This window comes from Nocardia sp. NPDC059229 (assembly GCF_042754165.1).
Classification (GTDB): domain Bacteria; phylum Actinomycetota; class Actinomycetes; order Mycobacteriales; family Mycobacteriaceae; genus Nocardia.
The window spans coordinates 1-25,024 of sequence record NZ_JBHZAK010000046.1 but is presented as its reverse complement, the minus strand read 5'-3'; the positions used below and the strand labels follow the sequence as shown (position 1 = coordinate 25,024).

32 protein-coding genes and 1 pseudogene are annotated in these 25,024 nt (G+C 65.3%); 15 read left to right on the top strand and 18 right to left on the bottom strand.

The window, feature by feature from the left end; translation table 11 throughout:
- Positions 1-280 precede the first annotated feature (280 nt).
- Both ACFXHE_RS43145 and ACFXHE_RS43140 read left to right on the top strand, forming a co-directional pair.
- A complete protein-coding gene (locus ACFXHE_RS43145) occupies positions 281-463 on the top strand; it encodes a DUF1330 domain-containing protein (protein WP_379391424.1) in 183 nt (60 codons plus the stop codon).
- Positions 464-782: 319 nt separating this feature from the next.
- On the top strand, positions 783-1,292 hold the full coding sequence (locus tag ACFXHE_RS43140; protein WP_379391422.1) for an MFS transporter: 510 nt from the start codon (positions 783-785) through the stop codon (positions 1,290-1,292).
- A 61-nt stretch (positions 1,293-1,353) separates the two neighbouring features.
- Here ACFXHE_RS43140 and ACFXHE_RS43135 read toward each other — a convergent pair whose 3' ends face one another.
- Positions 1,354-1,932, bottom strand: a complete 579-nt coding sequence (locus tag ACFXHE_RS43135) for a hypothetical protein (protein WP_379391420.1) — start codon at positions 1,930-1,932, stop codon at positions 1,354-1,356.
- Between the two features lie 157 nt (positions 1,933-2,089).
- Positions 2,090-2,317, bottom strand: coding sequence for a hypothetical protein (locus ACFXHE_RS43130; protein ID WP_379391418.1), 228 nt, complete (start codon positions 2,315-2,317; stop codon positions 2,090-2,092).
- A 204-nt stretch (positions 2,318-2,521) separates the two neighbouring features.
- Here ACFXHE_RS43130 and ACFXHE_RS43125 point away from each other — a divergent pair, with 204 nt between their 5' ends.
- Positions 2,522-2,749, top strand: a complete 228-nt coding sequence (locus ACFXHE_RS43125; RefSeq protein ID WP_379391416.1) for a hypothetical protein — start codon at positions 2,522-2,524, stop codon at positions 2,747-2,749.
- A 139-nt stretch (positions 2,750-2,888) separates the two neighbouring features.
- Here ACFXHE_RS43125 and ACFXHE_RS43120 read toward each other — a convergent pair whose 3' ends face one another.
- Positions 2,889-3,509, bottom strand: a complete 621-nt coding sequence (locus ACFXHE_RS43120) for a TetR/AcrR family transcriptional regulator (protein WP_379391414.1) — start codon at positions 3,507-3,509, stop codon at positions 2,889-2,891.
- 36 nt (positions 3,510-3,545) lie between these two features.
- Here ACFXHE_RS43120 and ACFXHE_RS43115 point away from each other — a divergent pair, with 36 nt between their 5' ends.
- Positions 3,546-4,334 (top strand): hypothetical protein, encoded by a 789-nt coding sequence (locus ACFXHE_RS43115; RefSeq protein WP_379391412.1) that lies wholly within the window; start codon positions 3,546-3,548, stop codon positions 4,332-4,334.
- Here ACFXHE_RS43115 and ACFXHE_RS43110 read toward each other — a convergent pair.
- A complete protein-coding gene (locus ACFXHE_RS43110; RefSeq protein WP_379391426.1) occupies positions 4,321-4,500 on the bottom strand; it encodes a hypothetical protein in 180 nt (59 codons plus the stop codon). The two genes, ACFXHE_RS43115 and ACFXHE_RS43110, sit on opposite strands and share 14 nt — an antisense overlap.
- On the opposite strand from ACFXHE_RS43110, the gene ACFXHE_RS43105 reads away from it, so the two are divergent.
- The 3 genes from ACFXHE_RS43105 to ACFXHE_RS43095 all read left to right on the top strand — a co-directional run bounded on the left by ACFXHE_RS43105 (position 4,442) and on the right by ACFXHE_RS43095 (position 7,143).
- Positions 4,442-5,191 carry a phytanoyl-CoA dioxygenase family protein gene (locus ACFXHE_RS43105; RefSeq protein ID WP_379391410.1) on the top strand — a complete coding sequence of 250 codons (750 nt, stop codon included), beginning with the start codon at positions 4,442-4,444 and terminating at the stop codon, positions 5,189-5,191. The two genes, ACFXHE_RS43110 and ACFXHE_RS43105, sit on opposite strands and share 59 nt — an antisense overlap.
- A gap of 76 nt (positions 5,192-5,267) precedes the next feature.
- Positions 5,268-6,620: a DUF5360 family protein gene (locus ACFXHE_RS43100; RefSeq protein ID WP_379391408.1), complete on the top strand. Its 1,353-nt coding sequence runs from the start codon at positions 5,268-5,270 to the stop codon at positions 6,618-6,620.
- Positions 6,621-6,777: 157 nt separating this feature from the next.
- Positions 6,778-7,143, top strand: coding sequence for a hypothetical protein (locus ACFXHE_RS43095; protein WP_379391406.1), 366 nt, complete (start codon positions 6,778-6,780; stop codon positions 7,141-7,143).
- 81 nt (positions 7,144-7,224) lie between these two features.
- On the opposite strand, the pseudogene ACFXHE_RS43090 reads toward ACFXHE_RS43095, so the two are convergent.
- A pseudogene (locus ACFXHE_RS43090) lies at positions 7,225-7,488 on the bottom strand (helix-turn-helix domain-containing protein); the annotation flags it as partial.
- 474 nt (positions 7,489-7,962) lie between these two features.
- On the opposite strand from ACFXHE_RS43090, the gene ACFXHE_RS43085 reads away from it, so the two are divergent.
- The 4 genes from ACFXHE_RS43085 to ACFXHE_RS43070 all read left to right on the top strand — a co-directional run bounded on the left by ACFXHE_RS43085 (position 7,963) and on the right by ACFXHE_RS43070 (position 10,140).
- Complete coding sequence (locus tag ACFXHE_RS43085; RefSeq protein ID WP_379391405.1) at positions 7,963-8,418, top strand: ester cyclase; 456 nt, start codon at positions 7,963-7,965, stop codon at positions 8,416-8,418.
- Between the two features lie 214 nt (positions 8,419-8,632).
- Positions 8,633-9,493: a glycosyltransferase family 2 protein gene (locus ACFXHE_RS43080; RefSeq protein WP_379391403.1), complete on the top strand. Its 861-nt coding sequence runs from the start codon at positions 8,633-8,635 to the stop codon at positions 9,491-9,493.
- Positions 9,494-9,670: 177 nt separating this feature from the next.
- Positions 9,671-9,907, top strand: a complete 237-nt coding sequence (locus ACFXHE_RS43075) for a hypothetical protein (protein ID WP_379391401.1) — start codon at positions 9,671-9,673, stop codon at positions 9,905-9,907.
- Between the two features lie 23 nt (positions 9,908-9,930).
- Positions 9,931-10,140, top strand: coding sequence for a hypothetical protein (locus ACFXHE_RS43070; RefSeq protein WP_379391399.1), 210 nt, complete (start codon positions 9,931-9,933; stop codon positions 10,138-10,140).
- Between the two features lie 73 nt (positions 10,141-10,213).
- Here the strand turns inward: ACFXHE_RS43070 and ACFXHE_RS43065 are convergent, their stop codons facing one another.
- From ACFXHE_RS43065 to ACFXHE_RS43045, 5 genes are all read right to left on the bottom strand, one after another.
- Positions 10,214-11,227, bottom strand: a complete 1,014-nt coding sequence (locus ACFXHE_RS43065) for a BtrH N-terminal domain-containing protein (protein ID WP_379391397.1) — start codon at positions 11,225-11,227, stop codon at positions 10,214-10,216.
- Between the two features lie 236 nt (positions 11,228-11,463).
- The gene (locus ACFXHE_RS43060; protein WP_379391395.1) at positions 11,464-11,832 is read right to left on the bottom strand and encodes a hypothetical protein; all 369 of its coding nucleotides are present in this window, start codon (positions 11,830-11,832) and stop codon (positions 11,464-11,466) included.
- Positions 11,829-12,059, bottom strand: a complete 231-nt coding sequence (locus ACFXHE_RS43055) for a hypothetical protein (protein WP_379391393.1) — start codon at positions 12,057-12,059, stop codon at positions 11,829-11,831. The genes ACFXHE_RS43060 and ACFXHE_RS43055 overlap by 4 nt, the downstream gene beginning before the upstream one ends.
- Before the next feature lie 56 nt (positions 12,060-12,115).
- Positions 12,116-12,619 (bottom strand): DMT family transporter, encoded by a 504-nt coding sequence (locus ACFXHE_RS43050; protein ID WP_379391391.1) that lies wholly within the window; start codon positions 12,617-12,619, stop codon positions 12,116-12,118.
- On the bottom strand, positions 12,616-13,140 hold the full coding sequence (locus ACFXHE_RS43045; protein ID WP_379391389.1) for a DMT family transporter: 525 nt from the start codon (positions 13,138-13,140) through the stop codon (positions 12,616-12,618). The genes ACFXHE_RS43050 and ACFXHE_RS43045 overlap by 4 nt, the downstream gene beginning before the upstream one ends.
- Before the next feature lie 280 nt (positions 13,141-13,420).
- Between ACFXHE_RS43045 and ACFXHE_RS43040 the strand changes: the two genes are divergently transcribed.
- A complete protein-coding gene (locus ACFXHE_RS43040; protein WP_379391387.1) occupies positions 13,421-14,203 on the top strand; it encodes a hypothetical protein in 783 nt (260 codons plus the stop codon).
- 50 nt (positions 14,204-14,253) lie between these two features.
- On the opposite strand, the gene ACFXHE_RS43035 is transcribed toward ACFXHE_RS43040, so the two are convergent.
- From ACFXHE_RS43035 to ACFXHE_RS43010, 6 genes are all read right to left on the bottom strand, one after another.
- Complete coding sequence (locus tag ACFXHE_RS43035; RefSeq protein ID WP_379391386.1) at positions 14,254-14,694, bottom strand: TetR/AcrR family transcriptional regulator C-terminal domain-containing protein; 441 nt, start codon at positions 14,692-14,694, stop codon at positions 14,254-14,256.
- A gap of 1,451 nt (positions 14,695-16,145) precedes the next feature.
- Positions 16,146-16,940, bottom strand: a complete 795-nt coding sequence (locus ACFXHE_RS43030; protein ID WP_379391384.1) for an alpha/beta fold hydrolase — start codon at positions 16,938-16,940, stop codon at positions 16,146-16,148.
- A gap of 188 nt (positions 16,941-17,128) precedes the next feature.
- Entirely contained in the window at positions 17,129-18,355 is a 1,227-nt protein-coding gene (locus ACFXHE_RS43025) for a ricin-type beta-trefoil lectin domain protein (protein WP_379391382.1), read from the bottom strand.
- Between the two features lie 73 nt (positions 18,356-18,428).
- Positions 18,429-18,824 carry a hypothetical protein gene (locus ACFXHE_RS43020; RefSeq protein ID WP_379391380.1) on the bottom strand — a complete coding sequence of 132 codons (396 nt, stop codon included), beginning with the start codon at positions 18,822-18,824 and terminating at the stop codon, positions 18,429-18,431.
- Between the two features lie 102 nt (positions 18,825-18,926).
- Positions 18,927-19,511: an aspartate/glutamate racemase family protein gene (locus tag ACFXHE_RS43015; RefSeq protein WP_379391378.1), complete on the bottom strand. Its 585-nt coding sequence runs from the start codon at positions 19,509-19,511 to the stop codon at positions 18,927-18,929.
- A gap of 297 nt (positions 19,512-19,808) precedes the next feature.
- Positions 19,809-20,693, bottom strand: a complete 885-nt coding sequence (locus ACFXHE_RS43010; RefSeq protein ID WP_379391376.1) for an esterase/lipase family protein — start codon at positions 20,691-20,693, stop codon at positions 19,809-19,811.
- A 174-nt stretch (positions 20,694-20,867) separates the two neighbouring features.
- Here ACFXHE_RS43010 and ACFXHE_RS43005 point away from each other — a divergent pair, with 174 nt between their 5' ends.
- On the top strand, positions 20,868-22,100 hold the full coding sequence (locus ACFXHE_RS43005) for a lipase family protein (RefSeq protein WP_379391374.1): 1,233 nt from the start codon (positions 20,868-20,870) through the stop codon (positions 22,098-22,100).
- A 42-nt stretch (positions 22,101-22,142) separates the two neighbouring features.
- On the opposite strand, the gene ACFXHE_RS43000 is transcribed toward ACFXHE_RS43005, so the two are convergent.
- Positions 22,143-23,237: a cytochrome P450 gene (locus ACFXHE_RS43000; RefSeq protein ID WP_379391372.1), complete on the bottom strand. Its 1,095-nt coding sequence runs from the start codon at positions 23,235-23,237 to the stop codon at positions 22,143-22,145.
- Positions 23,238-23,441: 204 nt separating this feature from the next.
- Between ACFXHE_RS43000 and ACFXHE_RS42995 the strand changes: the two genes are divergently transcribed.
- Positions 23,442-23,780: an Lsr2 family protein gene (locus ACFXHE_RS42995; protein WP_379391370.1), complete on the top strand. Its 339-nt coding sequence runs from the start codon at positions 23,442-23,444 to the stop codon at positions 23,778-23,780.
- Between the two features lie 280 nt (positions 23,781-24,060).
- Here the strand turns inward: ACFXHE_RS42995 and ACFXHE_RS42990 are convergent, their stop codons facing one another.
- Positions 24,061-24,279, bottom strand: a complete 219-nt coding sequence (locus tag ACFXHE_RS42990) for a hypothetical protein (protein ID WP_379391368.1) — start codon at positions 24,277-24,279, stop codon at positions 24,061-24,063.
- A 115-nt stretch (positions 24,280-24,394) separates the two neighbouring features.
- Between ACFXHE_RS42990 and ACFXHE_RS42985 the strand changes: the two genes are divergently transcribed.
- Positions 24,395-24,886, top strand: a complete 492-nt coding sequence (locus ACFXHE_RS42985; RefSeq protein ID WP_379391366.1) for a hypothetical protein — start codon at positions 24,395-24,397, stop codon at positions 24,884-24,886.
- Positions 24,887-25,024 lie beyond the last annotated feature (138 nt).

Here is a 25,024-nt window from a genome sequence, read left to right as displayed (position 1 = left end):
GGTGAGCATCCGCTGGTAGACGACGTTGGACAGGCGCCGTTTCAAGGCGCGCATCGCTTCCATGGAGGTCTTGCCAGCGGCTTTCTTGCTGTCGTAGTAGACCCGGCCTGGGGTCGGGTTACGTAGTTGGACCACGGCCATGGTCCGGCCGAACACAGGAGGTTTCCATGGCTAAGGGCTACTGGGTCAGTGTCTACCCCGCCATTTCCGACCCTGAGAGGCTGACTGCCTACAACAAGCTGGCCCGTCCGGCTGTCCAGGCTGGGGGGGCGGGCGCGTCCTGTCCCGTGGCGGTCGAGTCGTCGCCCACGAAGCCGGAATCACGCAACGCGTCGTTCTGATCGAATTCGACAGCTTTGAACAGGCCGTCGCGGCATACGAGAGCGAGGCATACCAGAAGGCGCTGGTGGCCCTCCCCGACGGCGTCGAGCGCGACTTCCGCATCATCGAAGGCATCGACTGACCGAGAATCGCGGCGACCCGCTCTGGCGGGAGGGCGTCGATGTGCGCTGGCGCGTACAGGTCGTAGGTGATGCTCGCTGACCCGCTGCTTGGTTCCGGCCGGGACCTCCAGCAGGCCGAGCAGGGCGGCGGCTTGCGGCGCGGTGAGTCATCGAGGTAGCAGAACCGTTCGAGCTCCACACGGGACAACGCACCGAAACGCCCGCACTCGGGCAATACCTGATCAGTCACGCCGACATGAAATCACCAGCACAGCAGCAGGATTCACCCTGTCGGCTTAGCGTGACTTTCCTCCCGGATGTTCCTCAACCCCCTTCTACCTGATCGCCTTCGCGGTCGGCAATCTCGTGGGCCCCTTGGCCATCGGCCACCTGTTCGACACCATCGGCCGCCGCGTCATGATCGCCGGCACCTACATCGGGTCGGGCATTCTGCTGGCCGCTTCAGCCGTCCTGTTCTACAGCGGATTGCTGAACGCGATCACGCAGACAGCATGCTGGTGCGTCATCTTCTTCTTCGCGTCCGCCGGAGCGAGCGCGGCCTACCTCACCGTCAGCGAGATCTTCCCACTCGGGGTCCGCGCCAAGGCGATCGCCGTATTCTTCGCCATCGCACAGTGTTTCGGCGCACTGGGCCCGGTCGTCTACGGCGCGATGATCGGCGACGGCTCCCGCCCGGCAAGGCTGTTCATCGGCTACCTGCTCGGCGCGACGGTCATGATCGCCGGCGGCCTGATCGCGCGCCGCCTCGCGGTCGACGCCGAAGGCCGATCCCTCGAGGACATCGCACCACCCCTGTCCTCGGATGACCGCCGCGCACAGGACTTCTGACGGTCCATTCGCTGAACACCGCGCGGCCAGCGGCGCTCCGATTTCACTTTTCGTGGGGAGGTCAGGGCAGTGAGTTGGTCAACGCGGCGCCCACCCGGTTCGCGTAGAGGCAGGCGTCGCCCGCGTCGGCCCGGACACCGGTCTTGCGCACCGTGAACACGATGCTGCCGAAAGCGGCCGGTGTCGCGACATAGCAGCCGATCTTGTTCGTGTCCTGCACCGACCGATAGAAGAGAATCTTCCGGCCATAGAACTCGGTCCTGGCCACGTCCTGGTACTTCGAGGGTGCGGGCGGATCCTCGAGCGCCTGATCGGAGGCGGTAACGACCAATTCGTAGGCCCGGTCGGACGAGGTCCACTGGCACGTCTGCCACGCCGGAAAGCCGTTGTTGGCAATGCGAGTCCTGGTCGCGATGTCCAATCCGGCGGCGGAGAGGGCCGATTCCGACAGTGTGCACGAATCCCAGACCGCGGTGGTCTCGGAAACCGCAGTGATCGAAGGACTTCCGGCCGCGGTGGTGACGGGTGGGACGGTAGCGGGCGCGGTGTTCGCGGTTCCACCGCTGCCGCAGCCCGCAAGCAGCGTGACCGCGCCACATGCCAGAGCCGTCAGACAGCTCCTGCAGGTCTTGTTCGTCATGGTTGGACCCTTCATCCCTGGTTCTCGCCGGAGACCCGGAGCCGCCGCGAGGTCGTCGTCGACCACCCCTTCGGACGGCTCCTTCGGTCGTGGTCGGCCGAGTTCGGAATGCTGCGGCTTCGGCTCGTGGCCTGGCCCTCAAAGGCTGGTCAGCACATCACATCTGGCAGGTGGGGCTCGGGTGCAAGAGCCAGCAGATGATCGATCCGGGCCCGGCTGACCCGGTGTCGAGGCCGACCGGTGTAGCGGCGGCCGCAGACGTCGACGTGGGCTCGACGGTCAGTGGAGCCGCCGTGGCGGTGGCGCTGCCCGCGACGAGTGCTGCGCCGACCGCGGCGGCACCGAGGGCAGCACCGATCGAGCTGCGCGACAGATGGTTTGGCATAGAGCGTTGGTCCTCGCTGTGGTGACGAATGGAGACATGTCGAGCGCTCTCACTATGCAGGGCGTGCCGGACGCCAGACTTCCCAGCAATGGGAATAGCCCGAATCTCCCCGCGTGAGAATCTCTTCGGGTTCTCACAGAGAAACAGCAAACATGCTCGTCGTCGGCTGTGCACCGGTATAGCCGCAGCAGGATGGACTCGACTGTGACGCTGGTGACGCAGGGGCTGGGCATCGAAGACAAGGAGATTGGTGTGCGTATCGGACACAAGGTGGCCGTTTCGGTATCAGCTGCCGCCTTCGTACTCGCGGCGATGATGGGCGCGCCCGCGGCGAACGCGGCTCCGCCGCAAGGCCCGACTACGGGCAGTTCGAATCTGGACTGCTTCATCCAGATCCTCCTGCACGGCGAGGTCCCCGGCGTCTGCGGCTGATCTCATGCGCATCGCCGATGCCCCAGGGAAATGATCCGAAGCGGATTGGGACCCGGCGCAGCGATCGTCGAGCGAAACCCACGGCACAGGGCGGTGCCGTGGGTTTCGTCGTTTCATACTCCCTCCACCGGCCGCGACGTCAGGCCCGGTCGGGCTGCGAAATCTCCACTGGGACAACGACTTCACCATCGAGGTCAATCAGGATGCGCGCCGCCTGACGGCGCAGAAGCGCCAACTGGCGTTCCGGAGTGAACCGATCGGGATCGAAGACCGCCTGCAATCCGATGCCGTCGATGGCGATCATCAGCTCCTCGGCCACGCTCTCGAGGTCCCGGCCCGCATAACCCGCGGACACCAGCACCAGCTGCAGCGATTCACGCCAGGCTCGATACCGTTGCCGCTGTTCCCGCGCCAGCTCGGCATCATGAGTGGCCCAGTCCCAGAACGCTATCCACACCTGCCATTCGATGCGACGGGTCTCGTCCATGGGCAGGCACTGGCACAACACCTCGTCCAGGCCAGCCGACTGCGCGACCAGCGCCGTGATCCGCTTCTCGACCGCCGTGGTCGCCGATGTCAGCGCCGCGAGCAGCACCTGGCGTTTGCCGTCGAAGTAGTGCACGACCATCCCGGTCGTGCACCCGGCCTCGGCGGCGATGTCGCGGACGGTGGTGTTCGCCAGGCCCGCGGTGGCGATGACCCGGCACGCCGCAGCGCTGATGGCGCGGCGCCGTTCCTCATGGTCGACGATCTTCGGCATTGACACCGAACTTTACATCACGGATATTACGTAACCGTGGTTATGCAAAAATCCGACCCGGGCTCCCCCGGTGTCGACGCCCTCGCCGCCGCGACGACAGGCGTGCTGGCATGGCGGACCACCACAGGCCTCGGCGCATGCACGGTCACACCGCTTCTCACCTCCAAGGGGAAACCGGTGGTGACCTCCACCCCGGCCATGATCGGCAAGATGCTCCGCATCGCCGCCGACCCACGGGTGGCGCTCGCCGCGAGCGGGACTCTGGTCCAAGCCGACGCCACCCTGCTGATCGATCGCGACGGATCCGTGTTCGCGCGCGAATTGCTGGCGCAGGAAGCCGAGAAGTTCCCCCCGACACGATCCCTGCGCGCGATCCCGGGGCATCGCCGCTGGCTCGCATGGTATTTCGGGCGAGTCATCGCGACTCTGACGCCGACACGCATCGTCCACGACATCGGACCGGACCACACCGTCCTGGTCACTCTCCGCGACGACCGCCCGTGGATCACCTCGCTGCCCGACAGCGCCGACCTCATCGACGTCCAGCCCGGCGAGAGAGTCCGGCTGCCCGTCCCCGCCAGCGGCGATGGTCCCGCACTTGTCTTGGTGCACAAAGAGAACCGAGCAATGACGGCGCTGGCTCAATACCGGATACACGGGCAGATGCTGGACGGCGTGCTCGAGGTCGAGCGCCGTGGCGGTTCGCTGCGCCTCACCCCGCCGAGCCTGTTCACCCAGCTGCGCGAACTCCGCGCCATGGCACACCGGGCGGCCGCGAACGACACCGCGCTCGCCCGGATCGCCTCGGCGATCACACCACCGTAAGCACCGCACCGCGAATCCGCGCACCCCTCGAGGAGTCACCATGGCCGCCACCGCACGCTACCGCGCCGAGGAATCCGAGCCGATCGCCGACCCACGCACCGGCAGCGGTGAAATCCGGTTGTTCCCCAACGGTTTCGGCCAGGAGAGCATGCCGTTCGTCCTGCACGTCACCGATCCTCCGAACACGACCCGCCCGGCGCGCTACCGCCACGGGGACAGCATCCACGTCTACACCGCGGGCGAACTCCACATCGACGGCGAGGGCGTCTACCGCGCGCGAGACGTCCCCTGGGCCAGGGCCGGGCACGTCACCGGACCGGAAACAACCGGACCCGAGGGTGGTTCCTGGTGGATCATCTCGTCGTCCGACCCGAGGCGAACCGGCTCAATATCCGCACCGCGACAACGATTCCTGGCCGCATCTGCCCCCGACCACCGACAGCGTCCTGGTCAATGCCATGATCGCGTTGACCCCGTTCACCGAGCGAAATGGCGCCACCCACATCGCACTCGGAAGCCATGCCTGGCTCCCGAAACAGAATCCGACCGCTGATCAACTCCGGCAAGCGGTCATGTCTCCCGGCGATGTACTGCTGTTTCGTGGCGACGCGATCCATGGCGGCGGCGCCAACCGCACCGGGGACGAAGGCCGGCGTGGCTTGTCACTGAGCTACTGCGTGGGCTGGCTCCGCCCGGTCGAGGACAGCATCCTGAACGTTCCTCCCGGCATCGCGCGGACGCTGCCACCCGAGGCTCAGGCGTTGCTCGGCTACACCGCTCACGACGCCGCTTCGACAGGCGGGGGAATGCTCGGCCTGTACGAGAACGGAGATCCCCGGAAAGCCTTGTCTCGCTGAGCCCTTGCTCTAGTTGGTCCATGCCTTCGCCCCACCGGCTCGGTCGGAATTCGCCACCGTCACCCAGGAAAGCGTGATGCCCACACCCTCCGTCCCAAATGCACCGTCTCGAACACGGCACCGCCGCATCAAGCACATCATGTTGCTGACCGATCTCGGGTTTCTGGCCTACTGGGCCGGCACCGCACTGGGCGTCCTCAGCGTCGGACCCGATCGTTTTCTCCAGCAATGGAACTGGTCGTTCCTGGGACTCGACCTCGCCGCGATCGGCCTGGGTCTCGCCGGACTCGCCGCCCGTTCCGGCGCGGGATCGCTTCCGATGATCACGGTGTCCTTGTCGCTGACCTCGGCCGCGGGACTGATGGCATTGAATTTCTATGTGCTGCACGGCGACTACGACCTCGCGTGGTGGCTCCCCAACCTGTGGCTGGTCGGTTTCCCGATCGTTGCCCTTCTCGGGATCTACCGTACGCATCCGGTGGCCGACGATCCCACCGCCTGGGACCCTGACGACCCCATGAGAAACCATCCAGCGACCGGGTTCGGATCAGCCGCCGAGATGCTCCGAGCCCTGCTCGAACGGCACTGCGTCGTGGACAACCTTGTGAAACTCGCAATGGCCGCCGACACAAACGAACTCATCCTGCAGGTCGACGGGCTCAGCCCGGAACCGTCGGAGCGGCGCTTCCTCATCGAGCAGACCTGCTCCGCGGCGGTGACACTGGCCCGCTCAGTATCCGGTGTCGACCTCGAGCCGCGATGGGTCGAGTTCGGCTACGCACGACCTGCGCACGCCGACGCGTACCGGTACCTGTTGAGCGGTGACCATCGATTCGGGGCGGCGACAACGCGGATCTGCTTCGGCACCGCGGCATTCGAACGATCCACGGCCCAAACGGACCAGCTCCACGATCCGGACGATACGGTGGCAGCCGTAGAGCGCGTGCTGCGGGAGAACCTCCGCCAGACCATGCCGAAGCCGCTGGTAGCGAAACGGCTGATGATGAGTGAGCGCACGCTGCACCGGAGGCTTGCCGAAGCAGGCGAGAAGTTCGGCGAGATCCGTGACCGTCTGCGGCTCCAACGCGCCGACACGCTCCTGCGTGAGTCGAATCTCCCGATAGCGGTGGTGGCCGCCCAGTTGGGGTTCGGCGACGGCCGCGAATTCCGTCGCGCGTATCAGCGCTGGACCGGTGACAATGCAGCCGAGATTCGCCGGTCGTCATCACGCTCGATTCCGGCACATGCCGTCGCGGCGGGAAACGTGATGGCGCTACACAGATCGAAATTGTTCGGATCAGCTCTGCGGCACAGCAATAGCCGCAATGCAATTCGCCCGTCCGGATACGTGGCAACGACGGACGACATTCCCTTGGAATCCAGATCGCTTGTGCGGCCACACTATTATCAGCTGTCTTCGCAGCGTTGATCCCGAGTATCGGTGCGAAGCGAACCTCCCAGCGACGGCAACAGTGAGGATGTCGCTTCTGGTTACAGTCAGTGGAACAACATCTGCAATCTGACGGGCTACGAATATGTCGCGACTCGCTGTAAAAGTGCCGGGTCGGCCGTCGAGCGCAACAACGATGACAGTGCTCGGTGTCCTGGCTGCCGTTCTGGTCGCCGGTGCGAGCAACGCCGACCGCACACCCGACGCTGTTCTTCGGGGACGGTCCACTGTCACCGCGCATGTCACCGGCGAGAAGTCCGGTGACCGATGCCAGATCGCCGATGAGCATGTCGCGGGACCCTGGGGCACCGTGAACGCCGACGGCACGGTCGACCTGACCCTCGATCGCGCGGACACCGATTCCGAAGACCTGCGGGTTCTCTGCGAGGACCCCGAACGCGGCGACACCAGCGTCCACACTGTTCGCACACATCGGGCCCCACGCGGCGGCCCCTTGTCCCCCATCCGCCAGATAGTCGGGAGCAAGCTGTTCCGCCACTGAGGGACCGGGAGCCGAGCCGGAATCGCCCCCGCCCGTCGAGTCCGCCGTCGGGCCTTCACGCCGCAGTTCTCGCCGGTAATCGCGTGAACTCAGTCCGTACTCCCGCTTGAACGCCACGCTCAGCGCGAACGCACTGCCGTAGCCGACGCGACTTGCGATGAATTCCAGCGTTCTGTCTGTACTGCAAAGCATTTCGGCCGCCATCGCCAGTCGGATAGCCGTCAGCATCGCAATCGCCGGCCTGCCATACGCCTTGGCGAACCTGCGGATCAGCGCCGCCCGGGACAGGTGCACTCGCGACCCCAGTTCGGCGATGGTCCACGACCGCGCGGGGTGGGCACGCATCAGGAGCAGCGCCTTGTACACGGCGATGTCCTGGCGGAGTTCTCCATTCGAGTCGAACCCCCGACGGGCCGGCAATTTCCAAGTAGCTCGAGTCTTCCGCATCCCTGCTGTGACAGGACATCCACAGGACGACCCTGCGCCTCCGGAGAGAAGAGTGGTATTGCGGCACTGCCGAATTCGACGAGTCACCCGCCGAGCGGCAGAACCGCAACATCCCCGATGAACCATCCCGATTTGCAGGGTAACGATCGGCACTCCCCCGGCAAACACACCAATTCCCAACGCTGGGAAGGATCGGCAGGATCTCGATACATACGATTACTGGCACGTGGCGCCGAGGCCGCAATGAGCTCATGAAGATGTGACCCGCCTCGCAGTCGAATGGATTCGGACCAGGCGGCAACACGAACCCTCTGACCTCTTGCGGATATCGACTCACGAAATGCATTGGTGTCAGGGTTGTTTGGGAGTCACATGAATACGGTCGCCACGTCGACGACGCTTGCCATCCGCAGTCTCGAGATCATGTCGACCGGCAGTCGCGCGGACTTCGATACCGTCATTCACCCCGACGCCGTCAACCGCGAGAGCAGGCACGAACCGCCCGAGACCCGAGTCCGCGGCCCCGAGGGCTTCCATGCCACCGCACTCTGGCTGCGGACCGCCTTCACCGACATGCGTCACGAGATCCGCCACACCGTCGCCCAGGCAGATCTGGTCTGCCTCGACACCCTCATGACCGGCAGGCAGGTCGGCCCCTTCGTGCGCTACACCCCCGAAGGCGAAGTGGCCGAGATCTTTCCGCCGACGGGCAGGGCGTTCTCGGCAGCCCAGACCCACTGGCTGCGCGTAGCGGACGGCATGATCATCGAACATTGGGCAGCCCGTGACGATCTCGGCAGGGCCCGCCAACTCGGCTGGCTTTCCTAGACCGAATAAGGCGACGAGCATCCCTTGCCCGCGAGTAAGGGAGGCAACTGGTTTCCGCTGGCCCGGAACAACAGAATTTGTCCTGATCGCACGGTTTCGAGGTCGGCGAAACGGCCGTTTTACACGGGTGGGAAGCGGCCGTCGGGCAACTGGCCTTCAGGTCCTGAAGCCGATCGGCTATTTGCCCCACCGTCCCGATTCTCCGAGGGCCGCAATGTCTTCCAGCATCCAACCGCAGTCTCCCCCGCTCCTGTCTGTCGTCATCCCCGCATTGAACGAAGAGGCGTCGATCGTTCGCGCACTGGACCGTCTGGCCGTCCAGGAGGCGATCGACGAGATCATCGTCGTCGACAACGGCAGCACCGACGCCACCCGCCGAATCGTCGGCGACTATCTGCTCGACCGTCCCAAGGTCATCCTCATCGAGGAGCCGACCCAGGGTGTGGCATTCGCCCGCAGCCTCGGATTCGACAAGGCGCGAGGCGATTTCATCGCACGGACCGACGCCGACACGCTGGCCGAGCCGGACTGGGGTGACGTGATCCGCACACATTTGACCGAGCACCCCGACACCGCAGCCCTGACCGGCATCACCACCTATCACGACTCACCGGTCGGCGCGCTGCTGAGAATCGGATTCTGGATCCAGATGCGACGCGGCAAACTCGGCGGCCGCGTCGGCAACCTGCAGGGCGTGAACATGGCGATCCGCCGCTCCGCCTGGCTGGAGATACGCACCGACACGACGGCCCGGACCGACGTGGTCGAAGACCTCGATCTGGCGCTGTGCCTGACGAAGAACGGGCATCGCATCGACCAACTGACGCAGATGCGCAACACGACGTCATCCCGCCGCCGCGGGACCAGCCCACGAGCCTGGTGGCGGTTCCAGCTCTGCGGCCTGCGCACCATCGAAGCCCACGGCTACCGGGTGCTGCCCATCCATCGGGCATTCATCGTCGGCGCCTGGCTGGGCCACACCGTGCAGTGGCCGATCTACCGGTTCTGGAACTTCGAACGATGCCGCTTCACGCTGCGACCCGCACCCGCCCGAATCTCGGCGATCGGCGACTGAGCCAACGGTTCACTCCTTCCAGAATCCGAACTCAGGCTCGAAACGGGGAATCCGATGCCCGAACACGAATCCCGACCTGAACCCTGCACCAATCCAGGTCCAACCGGTTCCGGTCGGAGGGACGCGGCAGCCGGCACCCGCTTCGAGCCAAGCCTTCCGCCTCCGCCGCGGTGGGCCGTGCGTGCGGCACACGCCGCCGCGCTGGTGACCCTCCCGTCCAGAATCTGGCGTCTTCTGCTGGCGGCGGGCTTCACCGCCGGATATACCCAGAATGGCTACGAGGCAATGGGTTTCACCGGCTGGGGTGGGCTGTACGTAGTCGCGCTCAGCGCGATCGGCGAGTTGCTCGCGCTCGCCACCCTGGGCTTGGTTCGGCCATGGGGCCAGGTGCTGCCCCGGTGGATTCCCTCGTAAGCGGGTCGCGCCCCAATCCACGGATGGTCACTGCGGCAGCGGGATTCGGCGCCGCGGCGCTGACCCTCTTCCTTGCCCAGTTCGGCTTCTGGTGGACCTTCGCTCACCCGAACATGACCACCGTCGGCAACACCCTCACCGGGCTGGTTTACCTCCCCCTCGTCGCCTGGGGTCCGCTTCTTGCGGCGGTCACCATCGGCTACCACCGCCGACGGCAGATGGCAGGAGCCTGACTGCTGGCACCGTTACTCTGGACCGCGGAAACCTGAATCGCGCTCAGCCGTTGCTTCGAATGTTCCAGGGCTGTCACGGCTGGAGCGTGGCTGGGATCTCGTTTCCCAAGCAGCGCAGCGCCTGCATGGCCTCGCGCTCCATGCAGGAGAGGTCGTGGAGAAGGTTGCCGACCTGGGCGAGGTATTGCGCATCGCTCGATTCACCGGCCCTCGTGATCAGCGCTGCGGCTTCCGTCCATAAAGTGGCCGCCTCCGCATATAGTCGATGGCCTGTGCGCAGGGGGCTGCTGTCGAGCAGCGCGGCGCATCCGGCGAGGAAGTCGCGGTAGAAGTTGCGGAACAGAGCGCCGCCGGTGCCGGCCTTCTCCATCAAGCGGGCAGCCTGCGGCAAATCCCGCTGCGGGTCATCGGTCCGCTGAAGCCAGGTACGAACCAGCGCGCCGGCCTTCTCGATGCCTCGGGAGCCGAGGTTGGCGATGGGCGGGTTGAGGAAGGCGTCGGCGCAGGCGGTGATGGCGGGAATGATCTGATTCCGCGGAGACGGCAGGTCTCTCGGAACGGTGAGGGTGAAGGACCGATGGTTGGCGGTCATCGGGCCGCGCGCTGCCCTGGCCTGGGCCAGGCTGGTCAGGCTCGTGGTTACCGCTCCGCCCTGCTGGTCGGTGTCCACCAGGTAGGCGTCGTGTCCGTCGTAGCCGTACATGGCCACGACATGACCGCCGAAGTGCACCTTCGAACCGAAATAGTCGAGGTGATAGCTGTCGAGCTGCAGCCCGACGGGGTGGCCGGTATCGATCGGGGCCACCACGTTGTCCCACGCCCGGCGGGGGGAGGTGGTCTCCCGGACCACCAGCTCGAGCCCGAGTCTGGCGGCCAGGGTCCTGGTCAGGTCAAAGGGCTTGACCCGCCCACCGAGGAAAGGGAAGCCCAAAGCCTTACTGTCCCAGTAGATAAAGGACAGGCCGGAACCGAGGCCGAAGAGCATGGGTTCGGACAGATCGAGACCTTGGTGCCGCAGCAGCACGCCAAGGGCCGTCGTCTCGCAGTGCTGCATACCGCGGGCATCGATGCCCACCACCGTGGTCATGCCACGCCCTGCCGGACAGCGGCAATGTACCGACAATCAGCCTTCTCACGGCGCATACGTCGGTCGGACAGGATGGCGCGAGCGGGATGCCCGATGAGGAGTAGTTCGTCTTGCACCTCATCATGGTGGGCTCTCCCCCAACCGGAGAGTCCAACGCTCGCTTAGCCGTCGGTAAACAACACACCCTCACCACCCGACAGGCCTACCAACGCCGAGTCCCGTTGCAGCGTGAGAGGTCAGCGGTCGGGAGCGATCACGGTGTCGGGAGCGATCAAGCCGACCAGCGCGCCGACGACCTGGCGCAAAGTGGATTCGCCGACCACACCGATGCGGTCCTGGAGCCATGGCCGATACAGGGGCGTGATCCGGTAGACGACCGCGGAAAGGCCGGGGAGCGGGTCGGTGTCGGCGAACGGAACCGCGAGACCGGGCATCTTCGGAGTGAGCTCGACCGGAACGGCGAGCACGGTGGGCAAGATCGCGTTCGCGGCGGTCCGCGACAGGATCAACACCCGGTCACTACCCAGGGTCGAAGGCTTCTCACGCCCGGCGATGGTGGGCAGGTAGTGCCACACTTCACCGTGTGCGGGAGTCGCGGCGGTCACCAGCCGGCACCGGCGGCGCGGATCTCATCGGCCATGGCGGCCCGCTCGGCCTCGACCTCGGCGAAGTAGTCGGCGGTGTCGCGACCTTGGGCACGTTCGTAATCGGCGGCGATGAACGCGGCACTGGCCAGAACCTTGTCGCGAAGCGCGGATTCGGCGAACGACGAGAAAGACACGCCAAGCGCCGCCGCGGTCTGCCGGGACTGCTCCAGCAAGGTCGAATCCACACTCAGCGACGTATTAGTCTTCATATTAGGAATACTACCAACACCCCGACCCGCGTTCAGTACTTCGCCATCAGATAGGAGCCGACGACGATCATGGCGCAGGCGGCGACGCGCTGGGCGTCCATGCGGCGCCGCGGAAAGCCCATTACCCCGAAGTGATCCATTGCCGCGGCACAGAACATCTGTCCGGCGATGATCACGGCGTTGAACGTGCTGACTCCGACGCTGGACGCGACCGTGATCATGGCGAAGATCGCCGCTCCCCCGGTGAGTCCCCCGAAGGGCGCCCATTTGGGCATGAGTTTGATGTCGGCCCAGGTCGGCCATGATCGCTTCGACGAAAACATCAGTGTGACAACCAGAATGATCCCGACACCGGTGAGCGCCACCGCGTAGGAGATCACTCCGCACAGCCACACGTTCTTCACGGCCAGTTTCAGCGAGTTCTGGCAACCGGCTTCGACCGACCGTAGCGCGCCGCCGGCGAGCATGAAGACGAAGACGAACGCCAGCATCGTCCGCGACAGTGCCGGTCGAGCGGTGCCGGAGGGAGTCGTCATCGGGAAACCTCTTCCAGAGTCGCGTCGGATACCGCCATCGGAGCCGGTTTCGTGGAGTTCCGGGCCATGAGAAAGACTGCGGCGGTGATCAATCCGGCGGCAACCAGCCGAGGCGGCGTCGCGTGCCGGACGGCGAAACCCATCAGCCCGAGATCGTCCATCACGAGGGCGACCAGCATCTCACTCATGATCACGACCGCGTTGAAGGTCGCGATGCCGACGTATTTGGCGACCGTGATCATGCCGACCACCGCCACTCCGCCGACCAGCCCGCCGAACGGCGCCCACCACGGCATATGCCGCACGTCGGCCAAGGTTGGCCAGGGCGAGCTCGACACCATCGTCGAGATCGCCAAGAAGATCGAAAACCCGGTCAGAGCAACGGCATACGAGATGACCGCGCACAACCATACGTTCGATACATAGATCTTCTGGGTGTTCTGGCAGCCGACCTCGACGGACCTCAGCCCGCCCGCCACCGCGATGAACAGAAATACGAACCCAAGCATGACGGCGACCATCAGCAGAGCGTCTTTCGATCGAAGGGGGTACGCGATCACGCCCGAGCAAGCGCTGCGCTGGGGCCATCCCAGTCGAGTGTCTCTGTTCGAGTGCTCACCGGCACCGCTGACATAACCTGGACAATGTATCGCTATACAGCGGTACGATCAATAGTGGCACATAGGCCGATTGAGTGATGCTGACGTGACTCGCACGGAGTTCACCAAGGGCATTTCCAAACCTGGGGGTGCCCGGCAGGGGTGGCAGAATGGCACCCGACACAGTCAGGGGGGCCGCTCGATGTCGCATGTACCCGAGTACAACTCTTCTTCGCCCAGCCCCGCGCACCGGGATGACGACGACCAGACCGAGCTGCTCACCCTCGACATCGCGCTCCGGCTACCGCCCGAGATGCGAAGCCAATCAATCAGGCGCAGTAGGCAATTCGCCACAATCATGCGGGACAGCAGCCAGGATTCGCAGTTCTTGCTCGGTGAGCCCGTCCCGTGGGGCACCGAGCCCGCCGAACCCCATGTCTCGCTCTTCATGCTGTCGGCGCCACGGACGACTATCCCGCTTCTCGCCGACGCACTCGACCGGATCGCACCGCGCACGCCCCCGATCGACGCGACCGGTGAACGGTACGCGCACAATCCCTTCGGCGCGCCCGAGATCTATTTCCAGCGCACCCCGGAGTGGCATGCGCTGCAGAACACGGTGGTCACCACCTTCGAACCGTTTCGCCAGGGCCGCGTTCGCGCGGCGGGACCGTTCGGCGAACCCCTGTCGGCCATGCTCGCCGGGACGGTGCCCGCCGAACCGGCACGCCTTCGGCAACTGCGCGACGCCGGATACGACGAGATCGGCGACCGCTTCAACCCGCACATCACCGAGGCCGCGCCCATCGATCCCGCGTTCCGCGTCCCCTTCGATAGCTTGCCCGCCCCCGCCACCGTCTCAGGCGTCCTCGCCACCCTCGCTCTCTACCGGATGGGCCCCTACGGCACCTGCCTGAGGAACTACCACCAGGTCGAATTGCGGGGACATCCACGGCTCGCAAGCCGAAGGCGCGACGAGAACTGAGCCGGCTCAGCAACCCACCTCCGAGGTCGGCTCACAGGTACCGGCGAACGTCAGATCCCGAGGCGCGCGGCGATGCCGACGAGCACCGCATCCAGACCGGTCTTGAACTGCCACTGCACGTCGTCCTTGCGGTCGGCGTCATGGATATAGCGCTCGTACATCGGATAACGGCCCGTATTCATGAGCCAGGTCATCTGGGTGGCCAGTCCCGCGCGGGCCTCCTCGCGGGTGGACCAGCCACGCGAGTGAAGCATCTGGCTCAACCTGACCTCGGAGTCGACCGCGCCGTGCACATAGGCGGTGACGGTACTGAAGACAGCCATGGCGGCGTCCACGTCGAGCCCGAGGCCGTCGAGAGCGACCAGAGCCGCCTCCGGCACGGCCAATTGATTCGGTGCCGGCGCTCCGATCGCGGCCCGCGTCCACCCACGAGTGCCGCAACATGAACCTCCCTCGCGCGCAGGGCGATGAACCGCCGCGTCGCGCGCCAATCGTCCTTGCCAACAGGGAGATCCAGCTCCGCGTAGACGAAATCGACCATCAGCTCGATCAACTCGTCCTTGCCGGTGACATAGCGGTACGCCGCCATGGGGGCGACGCCGAGTTCCGTGGCCAGGCGGCGCATCGTGACGGCGTCGAGTCCCTCGGCATCGGCGACCGCGACGGCAACCTCGGCGATCCGCCGGGGGGTGAGAGCGGCGCGGGGCGCGGGGGTCGGCCGTTCGAGACATTCCCACACCGAGACGGAATTCTTGTCCGGTCGAGAACGGGCCGGGACCTCAGGACTTGGATCGGATCCTGGTCGGCGTGAACGAGCATGGCGGTCTTCGCACCCATCGAGCCCTCCCGAGTTCGGTGATCACGCCGAATATCTCGGCGGCGATAACGACGAATACAGCCAGGAATCTTCCCATTGCTGGGAAGTCGAGCTCGAACGTCTGGGTACGCAATCGTTTTACAGTTCCCGATCATGAAGACGCTTCGGGCCGCGGTACTCGCAACCACCATTCTGACCACCGGTATTTCCGGTGCCGGGGTCGCCTCGGCCAGCCCGCAGTGCAACTTCATCAATTCCGGTAGCTGAACTGCGTTGCCGCTACGGGTCTCGCCCCACCTGATCCGAACTTCCACGACCGGCCGGGCACGCGGTGTCGCACACCGAGGTGACTACACGCCGCGCGCCTCCCGGTCACCACGACCAAGGGAGAACTCGGTGACCCCTAGTCGAAGTCCCCGGCCGCGAGGCCGGCAACCCGCCTACCGTGCGGTCGTCGCGGCCGCGGCCGCGGCCGCGCTCGGCCCGGTCGGCCCTCATGTCACCAGCCCCCTCGGAGCCGCGACCTGTAGCTTCACCTACGCCATACTCGCCATAGCGATGACGATGCTGCGACCGTCGCCCTGCTCACCGCATGGACCCCGGACTCCGCGGCCGGACGAAGATCGTCCTGATCGCTGTTGATCTTCAGCGAGGTGGCTGCCCGACGACCGGTCAGCGACCTTCGCATGGATGTTGCGCGGAATCCGGGGCGCAACCCAGCGGCGACACAGCGCCGTTGGGGAGACGGAAGCTGGCGTGGTGCCCATCGCCGAGCCTGTTGCCCCCATGGTTGTCGCTCGAGTGACACCCCGGCTCGGCCAGCGCGGGCGTCGCCGCGGTTGTTGCTATCGCTGTCAGCGCAATGGCGACGAACGATCCGACGAAGAACTTGGCCAGGTAGCCAGACATGCGGTCCTCCAGTGTCGTCCGTGAAGCAACCCGAGAACGATCAAGAAATAACGTACCGTCATATAACGGCACATTAGTTGGCGATGCAATCGGGTTGGTGTTCTCCGCACTGGGAACCGGCCTGCGAGGGCCGATGACGCGAAGCATGACGCTCCGCCGATGGGGCACGGCGGCGTGCCCGCACCAGCAGGGAGTTCATGGTGCGTTCGCGGCTGGTCAGCCGACGAGCGTGCGGACAGTGTCGGCAACAGCGCGAAAGTCCTTGCGCAGCACCTTGGCGTGGTTGCTGGCGACCTTGGCGCTGACCTTCAGGTTCGCGTTGCGGGCCAGGACCGGTTCCAGGGAGGCGCGCATGGCCTCCATCTCCTCCGCGTCGCCGCCTATGCTGCCGCCGGTGCACTGGATGTAGCGGACCGCAGTGGTCAGCCGCTCCAGCAGCGGGGCGCTGGCGGCGTTGAGGGCGTTCTGTTCGATATTGACCTCGATGTGCTGTTCGAGGCTCATCCGGGCGGCAAGGCCGAGGGGACGCAGGACGGGGAGCATCGGGCGCATGGGAGCGAACAGCTTCCGGATCCGTTGGGCCCCTTCCTCTCCGGTCAGGCCGTAGGGGACGGCGCCGTCGAGGGCGACCACGCCCGCGACCCGGTCGGGGTGGCGGTCGGCCCAGTGCACGGCGATGAGCGCGCCGTAGGACCATCCGACCAGGATCGGACGTTGCACGCCGCGGGCGGTGAGGACCGCGTCGAGGTCGCGCAGGCACGCCTCGAACGAGTAGTCGGCCGACTGCTCGGACTTACCGCGGGCCCGTTCGTCGAAGACGATGTGCCGGAAATCGGAGCCGAGCTCGGCGATCACGCGCCAGAAGTGCTTGTGGTTGGCGTATGTGCCGTTGAGGTAGACGACCGCCGGGCCGTTCCCACCCGAGTCGGACACGTACAGGGCGGTGTCCTCAACCGCCACCATGCCGGTCCATGCGGAGTTGTCGATCGAGGTGATGGCGTTGCTGCTCATGGTGATTGCCTCTGGGGATTCGTTGTCGTTGCTGACAAGAACCACTGTCGTGCCCCGTGCTGACAACACCCTGACCTCGACCTGACACACCCCTCCACAGCTGTCAGCCGCAACGCCAATCTCCTACTCGCGGTGTGAGTCCTGGACCTACAACTGACGTCTCGACTACGTCCCCGCCGTCCTCTGGATCAGGCCGGGTTGGGTAGCACGGAGACCGGCAACGACCAGTTCTGCGCAGGACTGCTGCCGTCGCAGTTGACCAGGTCCAATTGGGTTCCGGGTGCGCCTGCTTCGGACGGATCACGCAGGCACAGGCCGTTGTCGTTGTTCTGGGCGGAGGTGCCGAGATTCCAGAGCCCGCCCGATCCCGAGGGCAGCCATACCTGGTAGGGCGAGCCGTTGCAGGGATGCAACGCGATCATCGCTCCGGTGGTACCCATGCACATGCCGCCGTGGCGGATCGTTCCGTCGATGGCGACGGTCCACTGTTGCCGCGAGCCGCCGCCACAGTGATCGATCCCGATCGGGTTCCCGGCGGTACCGGCGGTGTCGCCGAGTTCGGTCACGCAGATGTCCGCTGTTCCCGAGGTGATCGAGCCGACCAGGTAGCCCTTCCGTTCCGCCGCGGAGAACGAATCGATGCGCAATCCCTTTCCGCCGCTCCAGATTTCGAAACCCGCCTCGACCGCGACGAGATACTGCGAGGGCTTGATGACGCCTCGCACCACCGCGTCTCGGATGAAGGAGCGCATGTCGAGATCGACGCTGCCGGTCGGGCTCACGAGCTGGTAGGCGATCATCGGCCAACTCGTGTTGTTGGCGCTGATCGTTCGTATCCACGTGTGGAAGGCTGTGCGGTTGACCCAGGACACCGTGCTGTCGGTCGGCGGCGGACCGGGTGGCTGCCGGTCGAGCCAGATCATGAGTTCCGCGCCGTCGGGCTGGCCGGTTGTCTGCGCGGACGAGTTGAACCACAGGTCGTACGCCACGTCATAGTCCCCGGTCGTATCGGAGGCTCTGGACGTCGACCAGCTCGATCTCGCGGCGCCGATCTCGTCGACCTTGATCGGAAGACGCGAGTTCTGGGTGCAGACATCCCAGTGACAGCCGTCGAATATCTCGGGGTACGCGACGGGTGCGCCGTCCTGACCGCCGCCGGAAGCGGCGGACTCGGTGACGGTGAAACCGCTGTCATCGTAGGGCCGAATGCATTCGGCGGCTTTGCCGTAGTTGTTGTTGCGGATCGCGTATCGCCCACCGGAGACGAGGGCGGTTTGTTGCGAGGAACACAGGTCGCCGTCCGCAGCCCCGGCCATCCCGCCGTCGGCAAGGCTCGGAGCAAGGAAGTAAGCGGCAAGGACGAGACACAGGAGAGCAGACCGATTGCGCAGGAAAAGCCGTCGTGGAGCTGGCACGAAGCGACTGTAGACAGCGACGATCCACAGATATTGCCACCTGTGGGAAGGGTCCCGCGCAACAGCTGCCGCGCTACTGCACGAGGCAGGCACTACCGAGGTCGATTCCCGTGCCGACTCCGATGGTGGTGAGCTTCTGCGCACTGTCGCCCATGGTGAACTGTGCCGAGATCACGTGCATGCCGGTCGTGGTGGGAGTCCATCTGATCGACGCCGTATTGCCCGATACCTGCAGGGTGGAACCGCGGATCTGCCATCCGTTGTCGATGAAGATGACCCGCTCCGCATCGGCATCGACAGTCGCGCTCACCTGATAGGAGCAACCCGTGCCGAACCCGGTACCCAATCCGGGCTCGACCGTCAGGCCGCTGATGGTGTGTGCTGACGCCTGCGGCGCGGCGATCACCGCCCCTGCGGCGATGGCAGCAAAGGCTGCTACGGGCGCGGGCAGGCGGGAGAGATTCGACATGACGCTCCAGATGTGAAGTGAACAAGGAAGGTTCGAGCGAACGACGGACGCGAATCTCCACGTCGCCGCTCAACGGGTAGTCCAGAAGTCGAGAACTCGAACTCAGTCGACCGGTCCCCCACGCCAGGTCGGGAGCGGGCATGTCCCAAGGGCAACCTGGTGCGCGGCCGCGGCCAGCAATCGTGTGGAATCCAGTGTCGGCAAAGGCGATACGTCCGGCGTCACCAACAGCGGGATCTCCGTGCACACCAAGGCGACCGCGTCGCAGCCCAGACCACGTAGGCGATCGATGATGTCGAGGTAGCGTCGGCGCGAGGCCGCTGCGAACACGCCCTCACACAACTCGGTGAAGATGATGTCGTCGATCACCTTGCGCTCGTCGGCATCCGGGATCTCGGCTTCGATCCCCCGGGCCGCCAGCACACGCGGATAGATCGGACCGGTCATCGTGTACCTCGTACCCAATACCCCGACCCGCCGATATCCTTCCAGCGCCGCTTTCTCGGCGACGACTTCCGCGATGTGCAGGCCCGGAAGCGGCAGGTCTTCGCCGTCGAACTCCAGCGCCATGTGGGCGGTGTTGTCGGGGCACACGAAGAAGTCCGCCCCGGCCTGTGCGAGGCGATCGGCACTGAGGGCCAAGGTCTTTCGAATCGCACCGTGATCACCATCGTCCCATGCGGGCATACTGCGCCCCATCGCGACGCAATCCAATGTCACATCGGCGTGTTCGTGTCTTCCCAGATCACGGGCCCCCTCCTGCGCCAATGTTCGCAAACACAGCGACGCACCTTCGATGCTGTGCGCCAAGATCCCGACATGCCTCATCGTGCTGCTCCTTATTCGCACAGTCCCTGCCGATCGTCGGCAGTCGCAAGCAATAGGAACGTTCCACAGAAGTACCGAGGCTACCGTCGGTCGCGCAATCACCTTCCCACTGCTGGGAATTCAGAGACACGCCCCCCGGGTTTCTCAATCTGCCTTTCACGCACAGGGAGTGCCCTCGAAGGTCGGATCCAGTGCCCGCTCGATGATGTAGGCGACCGCCGGGGACTGCGGGAGCATGGCGTGCGGATACGAATCCGACGCGCACACGTCCTGCACGATGACGTTATCGACGTCGGCGCCAGGTCCGGCCTGCAAGAACGTCGCTTCGAGCGGTGTCGAGGTGTCGTCGAACCGACTCCCTATCGCGGTGTAGGCAATCCCCGCGACGGTATCGCCGCCGTCATTGAGTTCCCGCAGCAACGCGCTTCCGCTCAGCTGCTGCACGAACGCGACTCCGGTAACCGGTACCGCCTGCCACTCAGGACTCTGCGGGGTTTCGACCCTCGTCGACAACAGTCCGCCCACACTCACGCCGTGATTGGTCCCGGCCAGGCTGATGAGGTGACCCACCTTGTCGGCACCACCCGCGAACCGCACATACTGCCTGGCGACCACCGCGCCCTGGGAATGACCCACGAGCGCTACCTTTCCCGCCCCGGTCGCCGCCCGTACGCGATCCACGAACGCCGCGACCTCCCGCGCTGACACCCGGATGTCCGCCGTCGCGTACTGTCCCGGAATCCCGCCGAGCGCACTCGAGGTGTCGCGCCCGTAGTTCAGCGAGAACACGCAGTAACCCGCGGCTTTCACCCGTGGCGCGAGAACATCCCAGGCGTTCTGGTTGTCCCACGTTCCATGGATCAAGACCACAGGCTCGGGATGACCCGTTGCGGGTGCGCAACTCCAGTCGTTCGCCCCCTGTGGAGCGACACTACCGTCGGGAACCTTGCCGATGGGTACGGCTCCGGCATCCGGCGCACCGCAGCCGATGACGACCCCGAGCACCACGGCAACCGCAGCTTCCCACCTCGACCTGATCATTCAGATCTCCTCCACCTGAATTGGACTCGAACAATCAATCGGAAGTCAAACCTGCTGTGCCCCTTGATAACTCTTTATTCCGATACTGGATTGCCCCGATTTGTCGGGGCTCCCATCGCAGCGGTACATCATCGTACCGTTCGGTGCGGTGTCGGGTCCGTGAGAGGAGATGGGATGACCGTTCGAATTCGTTGCCGCGCAGCACTCGCGGCAGGACTCATCGCACTATCGTCCGCAGTCGCGGCAACGGTGCCGGCGACAGCGGATACAACAGTCGCGCTACCCGGCGACGACCCGTTCTACCTCGGCCCCGACGGTTGGCAGACCAGCGCGCCCGGAGCCGTATTGCGCACTCGCACAGTCACTCTGGCCCCGACCGCGGTAGAGCTACCGATCTCGGCCACCCAGGTGCTGTACACCACGACCGATCAATTCGGGAAGCCCGACGCGACCGTCGCTACGGTGATCCGGCCGCCCTCCGCGTCCGGCCCGCTGCGAGTGGTCTCGCATCAGACCGCCTACGACTCACTGAGCACCGGCTGCGATCCGTCCTTCGCACTGCGTGGGGGCGGTGAGGGCGCACCGCAGGACGCGGTGATCATCGCCGGTTACCTGGCGGCAGGGCTGACGGTCGTCGTGTCCGACTACGAGGGCTCCAAGCTCGCCTACGGAACCGGGCGGCTGTCGGGTGCGGCCGCCCTCGACGGTATCCGCGCCGCTCTGCGTGTGCTCGACGCTCCGGCCACGACACCCGTAGGGATGTCCGGCTTCTCGGGCGGATCCATCGCCACCGAGTTCGCGGCCGAGCTCGCCCCGGCCTACGCACCGGAGCTGAACATCGTCGGCGTGACCGCGGGCGGCATGCCGGTCGACATGGCCGACACCATCGACTATGTCGACGGCAGCCCGCAGTGGGCTCTGGTATTGCCCTATGTCATGCAGGGTTCCGCACGCGGATTCGACCTCGACCTGAGCCCTTACCTCTCCGACTACGGCCGCGACGTCATGGCGCAGATCGCCGACCACTGCGTCACCAACGGACCGCGATTCCCAGGGCTGCGTCTGTCACAGCTGCTGAGCCCCGAGTACCAGAACTACCGCTCCATCCCGAAGTTCGCCCGCATCCTGACCGAGAACCACATGGGTGACACCGGCACTCCCACCGCCCCCCTGCTGTTCGGGGCGGGCAATGTCGACGGGATCGGCGACGGCGTCATCGTCGCCGCCGGCGAACGCATCCTCGCCACCGAGTACTGCCACCGAGGCGTCTCGGTCCAGTACGACGAATACCCGGGCAGCAATCACCTGCTCGCCGGTGTCCTGTTCTTCCCGACCGCACGGGCATTCCTGCTGGACCGATTCGCCGGCACCCCATTCGCGAGCGGCTGCTCGCAGCTTGATCGGTGAGCACCGGCACGGAGAATTACTCCGAATCCGCACTCGAATCCGTCAGAGCGCCGAGACACGCAACTCGGCGAGTGCGTAGGTGAGCCACGACGACCGCAGTCGGTAGCCCTCGCGTGGCCCGAGCACCTCGAGTCGCGGATAGCGTTGCAGCACCGCGCGCGCCAGGTGCACGGCCTCCATTTCGGCCAGCGCCGCTCCGATGCAGTAATGCCGTCCGTATCCGAATACCACGTGCGGCCGCCCACGCCGGGCCGGATCGAGGTTGGCCGATCGCAGTGAGAGAAAGACCGTGTGCCCGCGGGGAATTCGGACCCCGTTGACATCGATATCCGTCAGCGGGAACCGGCGTAGCGCGAAGTTGGTCGGCCTGGTGATATCGATCAACCGGCCGATCAGAGCAGCGAAATCAGCTGGCCGGTCGAGGCTTTCACGGCCCTCGGACTGGTGATGGCGCACGAGTTCGTCCAGAACCAGTGCGGTCATACTGGTGACGTTCTCCAATCCGCCGGTGATCGTCAAGAACGCGAGACTCATCAACTCGTTCTCGCTGAGCCGGTCCTCACCATCACGCGCGGCGATCCATTGCGAAAGCAGATCCTCGCGAGGATCAGCCCGCTTGTCCGCGATCGCACCCGCCACCAACCCGACCACCGTTGCCATGGACTCCCGGACCGCAGCACTCACATGAGAACCATCCAGTCGCAGCAACGGCGAAATCGCCGCCCGGAACGCCGGCATCTGCTCGCGCGGCAGTCCCAGCAGCGGGCCGATCACCCGCGGCGGCAGCGGTTCACACAGCCCACCCATCAGATCCACCACACCAAGGGTCGGCAAATCCTCGACGAGTTCGCCGACCGCCTCGGCAACGACCTTCTCGTGAGCGGGATGATGGCGCGGAGCGAACGCGGCCGCCGCGAGCTGCCGCACTCGGCGGTGCTGATCACCGTGGAGATTGAGCAGGTTCTCATTCAACCCCGTAGGCAGATTCTGCCCGCGAAAACCCGTGGTCGAGTCGGCCTTCGAAGCGGACATGACCGGATCGGCGAGAAGTCGAATCACCGCGTCATAACCGGTCACCACCCAGACCGGCGACCCATCCGGCAGCTCCGCCTCATGCACCCCCGTCCCCTGCCTCATGAGCCCGTCATGAAGCTCGTCAACGGCATGCGTGTCGGCTCGAAATGGACAGCTACCCAACGTCATAGCGCCAGTCTGCCAACAATCCAATCGCTCCTCGTCCGGCTATTCCCATACCCGAACTCATCTGTCACCAGGCAACTGTGTAGAACTGACCGAGCACCGGCGCACCTCATCTGTGCCGATGACCCGGAGGGAACGAACATGGCTAGGAAAGTAGTCGTCAGCATTGTGGACGACTTCGACGGCGAGTCGGTGGCCGACGAAACCGTCACCTTCACCCTCAACGGTGTCGAGTACGAAATCGACCTGTCCCGAGCGAACGCCGGGCAGCTGCGCGGAGCGTTCGAACCGTGGATCTCGCACGCACGCAAGGTCCGCGGAACCCGGCGGAAGAGCGCGGCGGGAAACCAGCGAGCCCTTGCCGATCGCGAAGAGAGCATGGCGGCACGGAAGTGGGCTCGGGCCAACGGACTTCAGGTGTCCGCTCGCGGACGCATTCCGACCGAAGTACTCCAGTCCTACCGGGCGGCGACCAATTAGCCATTCCCCGCGCACCAACCGCGCGGCCGATGGCACCGGGGCGCGTTGAAGTCGAACATCGACCGGGAGTGCCCTGAATGTCCAGCAGGCGGTTCGGGTACTGAGGGGGAATATGCCCGCTGATGCTGTACCCGGCGGCGGCGAGAGGGGAGCCGCAGGTTAAAGGCGTGGGCGGGCATTTCTTGCAAGGGGCTTGGCATTTCGCCTGCGCGACCAGGTGTCGATTGCGAGTTGATTTTGACACTTTGCCGTCGTTGTGACGCGCGAGAGCCTTCTGCCATTAGCTTGGCGCATTTTTTCGTTCCGCGAGACGCCGGTAAGCCGTGAACAAACCCGACTGGTCGGCAATCGCCGGTTCGACTTCCACCATGAGCTTGCGCAGCAAGGCCATTCGGGCGGGCACCGTGCTGTCGAGCAGTTCGACAACCGCCGCGGCCGACCCGTATCCGGTACCCAGATCCGCTGCGACCTTGGCGATCTCGGTGATTGTTGCGGCCATGATGCCTCCTGCTCGACAGGTGCCGACATGCGTCCCATGCCAGACAAGGGGGCACGATTGAATAGGGCGCGGTGGTCAGTCGACGGTTGGCCAGTCCCAGCCCAGCTGGAGAAACATGCCCAGGCGGTCGCTGACGGCGCGGATCTCGCTGATGCGCGCGTCGGTCAGGGTGAAGATCCAGATCTGCTCGACATCGCAGTTTGCGGCCGGTCGGCTCCGGCATGCGGGCGTGGCTGCCGGTGTGGCGGCCGATGACCCGCAGCCGGGCGAGGACTCGGTCCCCTTCACCGATGAGCTCCTGCACCAGAATTCCGCCCTGCTCGTCCTTGGCGGCCCCTTCCTCTCCCTTGACAGGGCTGAAGGCGGTGAGGCGGAAGCCCTCGATGGCCGCGCCGGGCGCGTCCTCTTCGCCGAAGATCACCTTGTTGTGGTCGATGACCTGCGGCGACAGGTAGGCCACCCAGTCGGTGCCGCCTTCGAGGCCGTGGTTGAGCGCGTCGATGAACGCGGTGATGACGGCCTGGTTGCCGGCGATCACGGTGGGGTCGGTCGCGAGGGCGGTGGTGTTCATGAGGTTCTCGCGATCTCAATGACTCTCACGTCGTAAGAGTCATTACGGTGGTGACTGGGCCTCGATTGCAGGTCCACCGTGACTGGAGCCCGCTGAGCAGGTCCAGCGGTTGTGGGAGTTCTGATGCACCAGAATGGGTGCAGGAGGACGGTTCACGACATGACGCGACGACGA